Source organism: Leifsonia xyli, from assembly GCA_001647635.1.
Taxonomy (GTDB): domain Bacteria; phylum Actinomycetota; class Actinomycetes; order Actinomycetales; family Microbacteriaceae; genus Leifsonia; species Leifsonia xyli_A.
This window is the reverse complement of sequence record CP014761.1, coordinates 3,008,224-3,021,801: the sequence shown is the minus strand read 5'-3', so window position 1 is coordinate 3,021,801 and position 13,578 is coordinate 3,008,224. Positions and strand designations below refer to the sequence as shown.

Sequence of the window (13,578 nt, the reverse complement as noted above, 5' to 3'; positions counted from 1 at the left end):
GCCGTCTCTCCCGTCAGCCCCCGGTGGTCTCCCGGACAGCCTGCAGCGACTGCCGCGAGATCTCCAGCTCCTCGTCGGTCGGGACGACGAGCACCGTCACGGCGGAGTCGTCGGCCGAGATCACCCGGGCCTCGCGCGACGGCGCCGCGTTGCGCTCCGGGTCGAGGCGGATGCCGAGCACTTCCAGACCGGCGAGCACCTCCGCCCGCAGCGCCGCGTCGTTCTCGCCGACCCCCGCGGTGAAGGTGAGCACGTCGAGCCCGCCGAGGAGGGCGGTGTACGCACCGAGGTAGTGCTTCAGCCGGTGCACCGTCACGTCGAGGGCGAGCCGCGCCTGCTCGTCGCCGCCGTTCGCGGCCTGGCGCACGTCCCGCATGTCCCCGCGGCCGGAGAGCCCGAGCAGGCCGCTGCGCCGGTTGAGCAGCTCGTCGAGGTCGTCGGTCGACAGGTTCGCGCGCCGGGAGAGATGGATGAGGACCGCCGGGTCGAGGTCGCCCGACCGGGTTCCCATCACCAGGCCCTCCAGGGGCGTCATCCCCATCGACGTCTCGACGGACCGGCCGCCGTCGATCGCGCACGCGGACGCGCCGTTGCCGAGATGCAGCACGATCTGCTTCAGCTCGCCGAGCGGTCGGCCGAGGAAGGCCGCCGCCGTCTCCGACACGTACTTGTGCGAGGTGCCGTGGAACCCGTAGCGGCGCACGCGGTGCCGTTCGGCGAGGTCGGCGTCGATCGCGTAGGTGTACGCCGACGGCTGCAGCGTCTGGTGGAAGGCGGTGTCGAAGACTGCGACGTGCGGCACATCGGGGAACGCCTTCTTCGCCGCGCGGATGCCCTGCAGGTTGGCCGGGTTGTGCAGCGGCGCGAGGTCGGAGAGGTCCTCGATGTTGATCTCGACCAACGGGGTCACGATCGTCGGCTCGAAGAACCGCTTCCCACCGTGCACGACCCGGTGGCCGACCGCGTCGAGCGGGTTGTCGTCGAGGCTCGGCCCCTCGGACGCGAAGGCGTCGAGCATCGCGCGGAAGCCGGCCGTATGATCCGGGATCTCGAGCTCGCGCTCGGTGGTGCCGTCCGGGCCGCGGTGCGTCATGCGTCCATTCGGCTCGCCGATACGCTCGACGAGGCCCGAGGCGAGCGACTGCTCCGTCTCGCTGTCGATCAGCTGGTACTTGAACGACGACGAGCCGCTGTTGACGACGAGGACCGCGCTCATGTCAGCGCCGCCTGGATCGCCGTGATGGCCACCGTGTTCACGATGTCGTCGACCGTCGCGCCTCGCGAGAGGTCGTTGATCGGCTTGCGCAGGCCCTGCAGCACCGGTCCGATCGCGACGGCGCCGGCGCTGCGCTGGACCGCCTTGTACGTGTTGTTGCCGGTGTTGAGGTCGGGGAAGATGAACACCGTCGCCCGTCCGGCCACCTCCGACCCGGGCATCTTGGCCGCGCCGACCGCCGCATCCGCCGCTGCGTCGTACTGGATGGGGCCGGCCACGGCGAGTTGCGGCGCGCGCTCCCGGACCAGCTCGGTCGCGGTGCGCACCTTCTCCACGTCCTCCCCCGCACCGGAGTCGCCGGTCGAGTACGAGAGCATCGCCACCCGCGGCTGGATGCCGAACTGCTCGGCCGTCGTCGCCGACGAGATCGCGATGTCGGCCAGCTGCTCGGAGGTCGGGTCCGGGATGACGGCGCAGTCCCCGTAGACCAGCACGCGGTCGGCGAGCGCCATCAGGAACACGCTGGAGACGACCGAGACGCCCGGGGTGGTCTTGATGATCTCGAAGGCCGGCCGGATGGTGTGCGCCGTCGTGTGCGCGGCACCCGACACCATCCCGTCGGCGAGCCCGAGGTGCACCATCATCGTGCCGAAGTAAGAGGCGTCGGTGACCGTGTCGGCGGCCTGGTCGACCGTGATGCCCTTGTGCGCCCGCAGGCGCGCGTACTCGTCCGCGAACCGGAGACGGAGCACGTCGTCGAACGGGCTGAGCACCTCGGCCTGCGACAGGTCGAGGCCGAGCTCGATCGCCCGCGAGCGCACCTCGAACGGCTCACCCAGGATCGTCAGCCGGGCGACACCCCGCGCCAGCAGAGTGTGGGCGGCGCGCAGGATGCGGTCGTCCTCCCCCTCCGGCAGCACGATGTGCTTCTTCGCCGCCCGGGCCCGCTCGATGAGGTCGTACTCGAACATGAGCGGCGTGACGACGTCGTGGCGGGTGACGTCCAGACGGGCGAGGAGGGCCCCCGCATCCACGTGCCGCTCGAACAGGGCGAGGGCGGTGTCGTACTTGCGCTGCGAGTCGGCGGCGAGCCGGCCGCGGGCGTGCGTGATGCGGACGACCGTCTCGTACGTGTCGAGGCCGGTGCGCACGATGGGCAGCGGCGACCGGAGGCCGGCGAGCAGGCGCTCGATCGGCTCCGGGAGGTCGAAGCCGCCGTTCAGGACGATGCCGGCGATCGACGGGAATGTGCCGGACGCGTTGGCCATCAGCACCGCCAGCAGCACCTCGGTGCGATCGCCCGGCACAACCACGACGGCGCCATCGACCAGCCGCGGGAGGACGTTGTTCATCGACATGCCCGCGACCACGACGCCGAGCGCCTCCCGGGCGAGCAGAGCCTCCTCGCCCGCCAGCAGGGTTGCACCGGTCTGCTCCATGATCGAGCGGATGCTCGGGGCGACCAGGAACGGGTCCTCCGGGATCGCCCACACCGGCGGACGGTCGCTGGTGCCCGCCGCCACAGCAGCGGCGCCGACGGCCGAGCCGACGGCGGCGATGATCGCATCCAGCTTCTCGGCGTCCGCCCGGTTGGCGACGACGGCGAGCAGGCCGGCGTGCTCGGCGCGCAGCTCGGCGACGGCCAGCTCCGCCAGCTGGCGCAGCTCCTCGGGCGAGCGCGGGTCGGCCTGGCCGAGGCGCTCGCCGAAGCCCTGGCCGATGCGTCCGCCCAGCACGAGCAGGACGGGGGCGCCGAGGTTCGCGGCGATGCGGGCGTTGTAGGCGAGCTCGGTGGGGCTGCCGACGTCGGTGTAGTCGGAGCCGAGGATGACGACCGTGTCGCACCGCGCCTCCACCGCCCGGAAGCGCTGGACGATGACGGCGAGCGCCTCGTCCGCGTCGGTGTGGACGTCCTCGTAGGAGACGCCCAGCGCCTCGTCGTACGTCAGCTCGGCGGTGGTTCGCTGCAGCAGGAGCTCGAGCACGTAGTCCCGCTCCTCGGTCGACCGCGCGATCGGCCGGAAGACGCCGACGCGCCCGACCGAGTGCCGCAGCGCTTCGAGCACTCCGAGGGCGACGGTCGACTTTCCCGTGTGCCCCTCCGCGGAGGTGATGTAGATGGAGCGCGCCACGTCAGCCGATCCGCTCGATCGCGGGCGGCGTCCACGTGCCGTCGAGGACGTCCTCTCCCGGTTGGTACAACCGCAGGATCGGCCGGAAGCCTCCGGCGGGCGTCGGCAGCCAATTGGCGGCGGCCGTCGGATCGGTCGGGCGGGCGGCGCTCATCGTGATGGTCAGTCCTCCGTCGTCGTCGTACACGAGCCCCGGCGTCCGGTCCCCCACCGAGTAGCGCTCGACGGGGTTGCGGACCAGGTAGTAGTGCGGCAGGTCGTACATGGTGATCGACCAGAACGCGCCCACCGGCGGGGTCGGGTCGAGCCGGAAGCGGTAGACGTGCTCGCCCGAGAGGGGCTCGCCGTCCGCATCCTCGTAGGTCATCAGGTAGGCCGCCTCGTAGGCATGGTTCCCCCACAGGCCGCCGAGGGCCGCGGCGGCGCGGTGGGCGTAGCGGGTGCGCGGGTCGAGCAGCTTCCACTCCGGGGCGTCGATCGCGCCGAGCTCGAAGAAGTCGAGGTTGTAGTCGAAGACGTGGAGGTTGACCGACCAGTGGTCGATCAGCGCGACGGAGGTGTGCAGCGCGGACTCCAGCGCCTCCTTGCCCAGCGCGTATCCCTTCTCCAGGGCCTCGCGCACACCGTCCGGCTGCTCGGCAACCGTGTACGGGCTGACCAGTCCGAGGGGAGCGTAGGAGTCGAGGGCGGGACGGTCGCGCTCGGCGGGCGGGAACGCCTGCGACCACACCCGCAGTTTCTCGAAGAAGTCGAGCGCCTCGCCGTTGCCGGTCGCGACCTCCGGGACGCCCTGCGCCGGCGCGAGCGACTCGCGCACCTGGGTGAGCGCCAGCCCGTCTTGGAGGACGTGCACGGTCGGCACGTCCTCCTCGCCCGCCACGGCCCAGCGGCCCACGATGGTGCCGACGCGGGTCGGGAAGCGGATGGCCGGGATGCTGCCATCCGGCACTTCTTCGTCCGGCGGGAGCAGCAGGAACTCGCCCGCCCCTCCCCCGGTCGCGCGCGTGCCGACGTACGCGAAGTTGTTCGTCCACGCGTCGACGAATTGGAGGACGTAATAGCGGTCACCCGCCTCCGGCACGGTCAGCCGGAGGGGACCCACCGAGAGGTCGATCTGGGCGATGGAGTACAGGGTGTCGTTGTTGATGGACACGAAGGTGTCCTCCGGGCCCGCCAGCCTCCGTGCGTGCCCGAACGCGTTGAACGGGGTGGCCGGAACGCCGCCGACCCCCTCCTCGGTGAACCGCACGACCTGCTCCAGATCGAACACGAGCGGGAACCCCACGACGTACGCCTCTGTCGCCAGCTCGGTCAGCTGCTCGGTCACTGCGGCACCCCGTCCATCCACTGGTCAACGGAAGACACGATCATTCTACAGAGCGTAGAAGATCGGCCCTGCTGCGCTCAATATACGCGGCGGCCGTGACCACGGGCTGGACAAGAAAAAAGACCCCCCACGCACCCGCCAGAGCCCGGTTACCCTTGCTGCGTTTCCGCCCTGGGGGAGTTGGCCTGGATGGCGCCACGTGGGGAGCCGGAGACCAGTGTAGCGGGTGCGGCTGGGAGCCGTGTGCGTCGGGCCCGCCGCCGATCGGCTACGATATTGTGAGCCGCCGGCCGCGACAGCGGAAGGCAGCCCCAGGAGAATTCGCCTAGTGGCCTATGGCGCACGCTTGGAAAGCGTGTTGGGTGCAAGCCCTCGGGGGTTCGAATCCCCCATTCTCCGCCAGTCCCGTCCCTTCGCCAGGCCGCCGAGATCAGTTGCCCTCGGCGGGCACGGCGCGTTCTTCGAATTGCACCATCACGGCACCGTCTGCAGGAATCGCGCACCCGCGTTTTTGGAGCGTCGGGACCAGGTCCGGTTGGTTCTGGGGATCGGTGATGAGCCGGCCAAAGGCGAGGATGCCGTCCTTGCGGGCCATCGAGAGGTAGGGCGGCGTGGACGTGCCGCTGTACCCCAGCGACTGGAACCGCTCAGCCACCGCGTCCCATGCTCCTGCACCGTCGAAAACGATCAGGCGCGTGAAGCCGCGCTGATTGGCGATAGAGCCGCCGCGGACTTCGCATGACAGGGGCGCAATGGATCGAGGGTCGAACTGGGCAACCGCATGATCGAGATTGGCCCGCCGTTCGTGCTCGATCTGTGATCCGATGGAGCACCCGGCAAGAATAGATGCGAACGCGCAGCCGATGAAGAACCCGGCAGTCCTACGGAGTCCTTGCACGTTCCCCCCCAAACGTCTGAGCACTCAGGATATGCGGGTTGGAGCGTCCGCCTCGCCCCGCAATCGCGGGGTCCTTCTGCTTGCTTCGCCGGTGAGGATCCAAGAATCTTCTCTGCATCAGTGTCACTGATGGCGGGTCCGTCGAGGCCGCCCGAAGGAGCCGTATGCCACGAAATCTCTGTGATTGCAAACGAGCCAGAGACCGCGGAATCTCGGGCTTTTCCGGCCGTCTCCAAGGTGGCATGGGCCGATGGGGGTTCGAATCCCCCATTCTCCGCCAGCATGTCAACCTACCGCTGTCAATCGGTCGCCGTTCAAGCGCACGAGATAGCCGCCTGCGAAGAACCATGAGCTCGAATCTCTGGCCGTCGAGGTCCACAGTGTGGTCCCCGTCTGTCGGTCGGCTGCCGTGAGGTCGCCACTCGGTTCGTTCGGGAACACATAGGCATTGTCGGGGCCGAAGAAAACCGATGACCCGCTCGGCAGATCCGGCAGCGGCCGAGGTTCTCCCGTCGACGCTGTGAAGGTACAGGTGCCGGTGCCGTCGTGGACGACCGTCAGGGTGTCGTGCTCGGGATCGAGGAAGACGCTGACGAGAGGAGAGGACCCGGCGACACGGTTCGTCATCCCGCATCGTGCCACGGATGCGGACCAGAGTTCCCCTCCGGAGGCGGAGTCCACAATGGTCATGTCGGATGTGGATACGACGGCGATGAGGTCGGACGCGCCCGAACGGTTCACCTCGGTACCGGGGACACCGGTCGATGTGCTGACGGCCCGGACATCGGAACCCGGTGGGAGCCGCCGAGTCCAGGTCGCCTGACCCGACCGATCGAGACCGGTAAGCTCGGTGGGCTGTCCCGCGGCCCACTGGGAGATCGCCGCTGGATGGGAGTCGGTCTGGATGAGCGCAATGGCGCTCGGCGCAGGGTCCAGCCGTCCGGTCTGCAGGTCGATGCGCGCGGACTCGTAGGGACCCCCGTCGGGACCGGGCCCGTTCAACAGGATGCTGACAGGGAGGAAGTCGGTGTCGCCCACCATCGGGAAGACCGAGGCGGACTTGCCGGGGATGTCCGTCGACCACCGAGGACTGTGCGCATCGCGGGGGTCGACCCGGACGATCGACGTGGGAGTGCTCATGACGATGTCGCCCGAATCACCCGGGACGGCCTGCGCGTTGAGCAGGATGTCGGCTTTCTCGCCGGCGAAGTCCGCCAGAGTCCGACCGGTGGCGAGGTCGATGACGTCATGCGGCCCGCCTCCCAGCGCTTGATCGACGACGAGGATCCGTCCTGACGTGCCGAGGACCAAGACGCCGACGTCGTACAGCGGCGCAGCGTGCCAGCTCCATTCGCGGGTCCAGATGGCCGTGCCGTGTCGAGTGTCGACGAGAGACACGGAGACGTGCTGCAGGTCATCGTCGCAATCCGGGCTGCCGTCGCCGACGACATGGGCCCCGAGCTGAACAAGAGCGAGGCCGTCGGCGATGTCGTAGACGTGGCGCTGCTCGCAGGACCGTCCCGTACCCGGGAGATCCAGCGACCACGGCGCCGCTCCCAGTTCGTTGACGTCATGCCGGTGGATCGGTGTGGTCTGGACGGCGATCGGCCGACTGGACGGTGTGGACGTGGGCGTTGACGTCGGGGCGGGCGTGGGGGTGATGCTCGGTGTCGGGGCCGGCGCGGGCGCGGGCTCCGACGGCCCGAAGTGCAGAGCGCCGCTGAGCGCCAGCGCGGCGGTTCCCCCAGCGAGGAGGACGGCCGCCGCGACGAGACCGCCGAGGAGAGCGAATCGGGTGCGCGACGGTCGCGCCGGCGCTGTGGCGACGGTCTCGTGGAGGATGTCGCGGAGGATGGCGCTGCGCGCCGGATCGAAGACAGGCCCGGTGGCGGTCATTCTGCACCTCCTTCGAAGGCGGGCTGGACAGGTTCGGAGGCGAGCGTGAGATCGCCGAGGCGGCGCTTGGCGCGGGAGAGCCGGGACTTGATCGTCCCGACGGGGACGCCGAGGGTACGTGCCGCTTCGGCGAGCGGAAGCTCCTCCAGCACGCAGAGCGTGATCACGTTCTGATCGGCGGTCGACAGGCTGGCGAACGCATCCCGGACGCGTCGGTCCCGTTCCTTGTTGTCGAGGTCGTCGGCGACGCCGTCGGCGTGGTCGGGCTCATGGCCGGGTTCGGACATGCGGGCGAGGGCCGCGCGGTGACGGCGGCGACCGCGTTCGAGGTTGTGCACGGTGTTGTTCGTGGTGACCAGCAGCCACGCGATGATCGAGCCGTCGACGACGCGGACGGCGTCGCGGCGCCGCCAGGCCTCCAGGAAGACCACGGCAGTGACGTCCTCTGCGTCGTGCGGCTGACGGACCAGTCGCAGCGCGTGACCGAAGACGCGGTCGCGATGCTTGTCGAACAGCGACGTGAACGCGTCAGGATCCCCGTCTCGCGCCCGGGACCAGGCGTCCGCCTCGTCCGATCCAACGTTGTTCATATCCCCTAGTGTCCGATCGGGCGGGAAGGTTCCATCGTCAACCGGTCCCCCGCGCACAGCTCATCAGAAGAGACCGGCTGCGCCCCGGCGGAAGCCCAGAGCGAGGCCGAACACGACGGGCGCCAGGATTCGGCCCACCATGACGAGGACGATCACGGGCGTCAGTGCGAGGTCGAACGCGAGCGGTTCGAGCAGAAGACAGACGACACCGGCGATCGCAGCGAGGATCGCGACGCGCCGCCACCGGCGAATGGACATCACGCTCCGCAGGAGCCTCACAGGACGGTTTCTCCGGTTGGCGAGCACGTGCCCAGCCACCAAGAGCAACGGCAGCTCGAGCGCGAATCGACCGAACGACAAGAGCACACCCGTCACGAACAAGGCACCCGCCTCGATGGCGAGGTAGCGCTCTGCAGACCGGTCATCGACATCGCGGTACGCGAGGTAGCCGCCGACCCAGAGCGCCACGGCGGCCGCGACCAGGAGCGACATGGCGGCGACCGCGAACGCCTCGGGCACCCGCGACCCGGCTGTGGTCGCCAGGACCGCTTCCAGGGCGGCGTACGCGACGAGCAGGAACGGGGGAACGATCCACTCCCACGCACGAAGCGGAGTTCCCACCGGCACGCGCCGGTCGACCTCGCTCTCCCCTTCATTCACTGAGCCAGCACTCCCAGACGCGCCGACATCGACGAATCCCAGTCGCGCGTACACGGAGTGGCCCTCCGCGCTCGACTGCAGCCAGGCCCCGCGCGCCCCTGCGGCCAGGGCGTCGCCGACGATCCGCGACGTGATCGCCGCTCCGTACCCTCTCCGCCGGTGCTCGGGCGGTGTCGCGATGTTGAAGACGCCGACGTGATCCGCGAGGTGCAGGCGGAGGCCGGTCGCGACCTGCTCTCCCCCGACCTCGGCGACGTAGAAGTGAAGGGCCGAGCGCTCCGCGAGGCCGAGCGCGACCAGCGGGGCGAACAGTTCGGCCGGCGCGCCGAAGCCCGCCGCGGCGACCTCGGCATGCACCGCGAGCTCGTCGGTGGCAAGCCGCCGCACGACGAGGCCCGGGACCACGGCCGCCGCCGTACCCGCGCCGGCGTACATGAGGGGCGCTTCCTCTCCTCGGGTCAGCCCAGCGGCTTCCACGGCGTTCCGTCCGGTCGTCGAGCCGGAGGGGAACTGCGCGCAGTGCGGCACACCCGCATCCCGGACCGACGACAGCCACTGCGGGAACCGATTCGCGTCGGGACGAGCAGACCACACGCCGTTCATCGTCGCCGCCGCCATCCCCGTCACCGAGGCGACATGGACGCCGTCCTGGCGGGACCAACCGCCCGGCACGCGCTCGCCCAGCCACGCACGCGCGGCCAAGAGGAGGGACGACGCCTGCTCGGACGGGCCAGCTTCCATAGGCGGAACCTACCATCGCCGCCGATGGGGCTGCCCGGGCGCAGAGCGGACCGGTTCTCGCTGACCTACGAAGCGACGCGCGTCACGACGCGGTCCGCCGCCGTCGCAGCAGCAGCCCCGACCCTAGCGCCACCGCCAGCAGCGCGGCCCCGGCCGTCCCGCCGACGGGAGTCGAGGTTCCCGTGTCGGGCAGGTCGCCCGCTTCGCCGGTGACGTCGGTCGCGTCCGTCCCTCCCCCTCCGCCCGGAGTGACCGGCGGCACGACCGCCGACGCGGCGACATCGACGGTGACCGTCGTCGTCGCGCAGAGCGTCGGAGCTGCGGCCGCGCAGACGGTGTACTCGAAGGTGTCCGTGCCGACGAATCCCGCGTCCGGGGTGTAGACGACCGACGTCCCGTCCACGCGCACGGTGCCGTGGGTCGGGCCCGCCGTGACGGTGGGCGCGGCGACCGCACCCAGGTCGTTGCCGGTGACGGGGACGCTCACCGGCGTCCCCTCGGTGGTGGAGGCGGTGTCCGGGTTCGCGACCGGATAGACGTCGACCGTGACGTCGCCGGTGTCGCACAGCACCGGGTCCCCGTCGTCGCAGGCGATGATGGAGTAGGCGTCGGTGCCCGCGAAGCTCTGCCGCGGCGAGTAGGTGGTCCGGGCACCGGCGACGGATGCGGTCCCCGTGCGCGGCGGGATGCCCCGGGCGAAGGTCAGCGTCTGGCCGGGGTCGGGGTCGCTCGCGCCGATCGGGCCGGTCACGGGGACGCCCACGGTCGTGACGAGGTGCAGCGCGGCGACGACCGGCGGGTGGTTGAGCGGACGCACGTCGACGGTGACCGTGGCGGTCGCGCAGAGCGTCGCGTTCGTCGGCGAGCAGGTCACGTAGCGGAAGGTGTCCTGCCCGAGGAAACCGGCCGCGGGCGTGTACGTGATCGAGCCGGTCGCGGCATCCACCACGGCGGTCCCGTTCGACGGCGCGGACGCCAGCGCGGCCTGCAGAGTCGACCCGAGCGAGTCGTTGGCGGTCACCGGGATGCTCACGGGCGTCCCCTCGCCCGTCACCGCGCTGTCGTCCACCGCCGTCGGGCTGATCGGGAGGGACACGACCGCCGAGTCGCACAGCACCGGGTCGCCATCGTCGCACACCGTGTAGGTGAACGCGTCGTCTCCGGTGAAGTCGGCGTCGGAGCGGTAGGCGAATCCGCCGCCGGCGACCATCACGGCCCGGCCGTGGGCGGGCGGCGTGGTGATCGTGAACGTCAGCTCCTGCCCCGCGTCCGGGTCTGTCGCGGTCACGCGTCCGAACAGCAGCTCGTCGGTGAAGCCCGGCCGCACGAGGGGGTCGGCGACGGGCGGGTTGTTGGCGGCCGGGGTCGTGTTGACGACCTCCGTGTCCGCCTGGCTGTCCGCGCTCGTGCCGTCGTTGTTCGAGGGGTTCGGGTCGGCGGTGTCCGTGACGGCGTCCGCAGCGTCCCGCAACACGGTGCCCACAGGAGAGGCCTGCGAGATGGTGATGTCGAAGGATACGGACGCTCCGACCGCGAGGGTGCCGACCGTCCAGGTGATGGCGCCGCCCGCGACCGTGCCGCCGGCGGCATCCACGACCCCCGTCGCCTCGGGCGGGAGGACGTCCCGCACCACCACGCCGGTCGCGTCGTCCGGTCCGTGATTCGTCACGGTGATGGTGTAGCCGACATCGCCGTTCGGGAGAACCGTCGCCGGGCCGACCTTCGACACGGCCAGGTCGGCGAACGGCAGGACGTTGGAGCTGCATCCCGAGAGCGGGGCATCCGGCGCCGTGGACCGGGAGGCGAGCACACGGATCACGTTCGTGATCGTGCCCGTCTGGACGTCGAAGATGCTGCCGGCCGGAGCCTGCGTCTGCACCTGGATGGGGTTGCCGGCCGAGTCGCCCGTGAATCGGCCCTGCACACTGGTGGGCCCGGCGAACTGGTAGCCGCCGAACCCGCTGACGGTGCCGTCGTCGGTCAGCCCCGTCGACGCAAGCAGCCCCTCCACCGACTGCCGCCAGGTGCCGTTGTTCCGGAACGTTCCGCCCGCCACCACGATGCCCGCGTTCGTGGATCCCGCCGCGTCGTTCGTGAGCGCGCCCGTGGCCTCCACACGGCAGGCGTTCGCGAAGACGGCACTGCCGTTCAGGGCGAGGATGCCGGCGATCTGCACCTGGCCGGTGTTGTCGAAGCGGCCGTTCAGGATGGCGTCACCGTTCACGGTCAACCGGCCGGCGTTCTCGATGGACGCGCCGGTGTTCAGGTTGAGGCTGCCGGCGACGGTCATGCTGCCGTCGACATTGAAGACGCCCGCCGACGGCGAGAACGTGTTGGACACGGTCAGCGAGCCGCCGGTCGGGACGTCGAAGCGGCCCGCTCCGTTCACGTTCAGCCCCGCGAAGGTCACGGCGCCCTCCGCCCCGAGCGAGAACCCGGTGCCGACGGAGATGAAGGGGAACGTCGCCGTCCCGCCCTCCGCGACCACCACTGCGCCCGCGCCGTTGTTGAGGTACGCCGGCTGGAGGTTCGCACCCGAGGCCACGCAGAGCGTCGCGCCCGGGGCAGCGCATCCACGCCGCCGGTGAACGTCCCGGACGCGAGCAGCACCGTCTCCCCCGGCGCGATGCTGACCGAGGAGGCGGAGGCGTCCAGCGTGCGCGTGGGCGCGCTGCATTGGGTGGCGAACGTCGCGGAAGCGGGGGCGGCGGTCGCCCCCACGGCCAGGAGCACGGCGGTCGTCAGCGCGGCGAGCCCGGCGAGACCCCGGCGGACGGTGTGACCCAGCATGCGGGCAGTATCGTCCGTGCACCCCGGGGCGCGCCAGACCCGGCGGACCGCGGGCCGCGACGCTCACCCCGCGGGCCGTGGCATCACCGCCCCCTCCAGGTAGGCCTTCAGCGCGTCGACGATGTAGCGGGAGCCGTCCACGGTCTCCTGCCCATGGCCTCCCGCATGAACGAGCGTCACGACGCATCCGTCACCGTCGGGCTCGACGGTCCAGGTGAGTGTGCCCTGCTCCTCGCGTTCGCCCGACCAGGCGGCGATGAACTCGTGGCTGTACGACCGGGGCGGGTCGTAGGCGAGCAAGGTGCCCGTGATCTGCAGCTCGTCGCCGGCGTAGTACTCCAGGGGCTCGCCGACCGTCCAGGTCGTGCGCACCTCCGAACCGTAGTACCAGGCGACGGTGCGGGCGGGGTCGGTGATCGCCGCCCACGCCGCCTCGGGCGTGGCGTCGATGCGGACGCGGTAGACGCGGTCCTCGGTCATGGTCTCTGTCCTTCCAGATCCCTCTTCAGTGCGGTGAGCCCGGACGCCGTGCGGGCGCCGAAGTCGTCGATCCAGCGTTCGGCGAGCTGCACGATGGGCACCGCGTTGAGATAGCACAGCCGCTGCCGCCCCACCTTGCGGGTGAGGACGAGGTCGGCTGCTTCGAGCACGTGGATGTGCTTGAGCACGACGTGGCGCCCGAGTGGCGCGACCTTCTCGGTGAGGGCCGCGATGGGCTGCCCGTCCTGCTCGCGGAGGGCGTCGAGCAGCCGGCGGCGCGTGGGATCCGCGATCGCCTGGATGACGTCGTCGGTGCTCATGCGGACATGATAGGTGACTCTAGGGTCACCTGTCTAGACTGAGTCCGTGGAGGCGTTGGTCGTCTGGGCGAGTTTCATCGGGGCGTGGTTCCTCGTCGCCGGTCCCCTGTTCCAGGGCTCGGTGGAGCTGCACCGCATCGAGTCGTCGATCGCGAAGGAGGACACGGCGCTGCCCTCGCGGTACTGGTGGCTGCTCCCGCCGGTGATGTACTTCCTGACGCGCCGCCTCATCGCGGCCGATCCGTCGGTCGGGGCGCGGGCGCGTCTGTTCCGCGCCTCGGGAACCGGGTGGTTCGCGGTCTCGGCTGGCGGCGCGCTGCTGGCGACGCAGGAGACGTGGGAGCTCACTCGGTACCTGCACGCCGGTGACGCCGCGTTCTGGGCGATCTACCTGGTGCTGCTCGTCGCGTCCGTGCTCAACACGTCGATCCGGATGATCCGCGAGCGGGTCAGGACCGAAGCGTCGTAGCGGCGACGGGCGATCCGCCGACCGAGCAGTTTCGGAGAAGCCGTACACCGCCCTTCCGC

At 70.5% G+C, this 13,578-nt stretch carries 12 protein-coding genes, 1 tRNA gene and 1 other RNA gene; 3 read left to right on the top strand and 11 right to left on the bottom strand.

What is annotated here, in order from left to right:
• Positions 1 to 13: 13 nt before the first annotated feature.
• The 4 genes from A0130_14870 to ffs form a co-directional block, all read right to left on the bottom strand.
• Positions 14 to 1,216 (bottom strand): acetate kinase, encoded by a 1,203-nt coding sequence (locus A0130_14870; GenBank protein ANF32772.1) that lies wholly within the window; start codon positions 1,214 to 1,216, stop codon positions 14 to 16.
• Complete coding sequence (locus tag A0130_14865) at positions 1,213 to 3,348, bottom strand: phosphate acetyltransferase (GenBank protein ANF32771.1); 2,136 nt, start codon at positions 3,346 to 3,348, stop codon at positions 1,213 to 1,215. Before A0130_14865 ends, A0130_14870 begins: the two co-directional genes overlap by 4 nt.
• 1 nt (position 3,349) lies before the next feature.
• A complete protein-coding gene (locus A0130_14860; GenBank protein ID ANF32770.1) occupies positions 3,350 to 4,675 on the bottom strand; it encodes an ATP synthase subunit alpha in 1,326 nt (441 codons plus the stop codon).
• Between the two features lie 115 nt (positions 4,676 to 4,790).
• An RNA gene (gene ffs, locus A0130_14855) (signal recognition particle sRNA small type) lies at positions 4,791 to 4,887 on the bottom strand.
• Between the two features lie 102 nt (positions 4,888 to 4,989).
• Here ffs and A0130_14850 point away from each other — a divergent pair.
• Positions 4,990 to 5,077: transfer RNA gene (locus A0130_14850), tRNA-Ser, on the top strand.
• A 28-nt stretch (positions 5,078 to 5,105) separates the two neighbouring features.
• Here A0130_14850 and A0130_14845 read toward each other — a convergent pair.
• The 5 genes from A0130_14845 to A0130_14825 form a co-directional block, all read right to left on the bottom strand.
• The gene (locus A0130_14845; protein ID ANF32769.1) at positions 5,106 to 5,330 is read right to left on the bottom strand and encodes a hypothetical protein; all 225 of its coding nucleotides are present in this window, start codon (positions 5,328 to 5,330) and stop codon (positions 5,106 to 5,108) included.
• A 528-nt stretch (positions 5,331 to 5,858) separates the two neighbouring features.
• Positions 5,859 to 7,469 (bottom strand): hypothetical protein, encoded by a 1,611-nt coding sequence (locus A0130_14840; GenBank protein ID ANF32768.1) that lies wholly within the window; start codon positions 7,467 to 7,469, stop codon positions 5,859 to 5,861.
• On the bottom strand, positions 7,466 to 8,059 hold the full coding sequence (locus A0130_14835; protein ANF32767.1) for a hypothetical protein: 594 nt from the start codon (positions 8,057 to 8,059) through the stop codon (positions 7,466 to 7,468). The genes A0130_14840 and A0130_14835 overlap by 4 nt, the downstream gene beginning before the upstream one ends.
• Before the next feature lie 63 nt (positions 8,060 to 8,122).
• The gene (locus A0130_14830; protein ID ANF32766.1) at positions 8,123 to 9,460 is read right to left on the bottom strand and encodes a hypothetical protein; all 1,338 of its coding nucleotides are present in this window, start codon (positions 9,458 to 9,460) and stop codon (positions 8,123 to 8,125) included.
• Positions 9,461 to 9,542: 82 nt separating this feature from the next.
• On the bottom strand, positions 9,543 to 12,005 hold the full coding sequence (locus A0130_14825) for a hypothetical protein (GenBank protein ANF32765.1): 2,463 nt from the start codon (positions 12,003 to 12,005) through the stop codon (positions 9,543 to 9,545).
• 39 nt (positions 12,006 to 12,044) lie between these two features.
• Between A0130_14825 and A0130_14820 the strand changes: the two genes are divergently transcribed.
• Entirely contained in the window at positions 12,045 to 12,242 is a 198-nt protein-coding gene (locus A0130_14820) for a hypothetical protein (GenBank protein ID ANF32764.1), read from the top strand.
• 71 nt (positions 12,243 to 12,313) lie between these two features.
• On the opposite strand, the gene A0130_14815 is transcribed toward A0130_14820, so the two are convergent.
• Complete coding sequence (locus tag A0130_14815) at positions 12,314 to 12,730, bottom strand: hypothetical protein (protein ANF32763.1); 417 nt, start codon at positions 12,728 to 12,730, stop codon at positions 12,314 to 12,316.
• Complete coding sequence (locus A0130_14810; GenBank protein ANF32762.1) at positions 12,727 to 13,050, bottom strand: hypothetical protein; 324 nt, start codon at positions 13,048 to 13,050, stop codon at positions 12,727 to 12,729. Before A0130_14810 ends, A0130_14815 begins: the two co-directional genes overlap by 4 nt.
• A 46-nt stretch (positions 13,051 to 13,096) precedes the next feature.
• Between A0130_14810 and A0130_14805 the strand changes: the two genes are divergently transcribed.
• Entirely contained in the window at positions 13,097 to 13,519 is a 423-nt protein-coding gene (locus A0130_14805; GenBank protein ID ANF32761.1) for a hypothetical protein, read from the top strand.
• Positions 13,520 to 13,578: the final 59 nt, after the last annotated feature.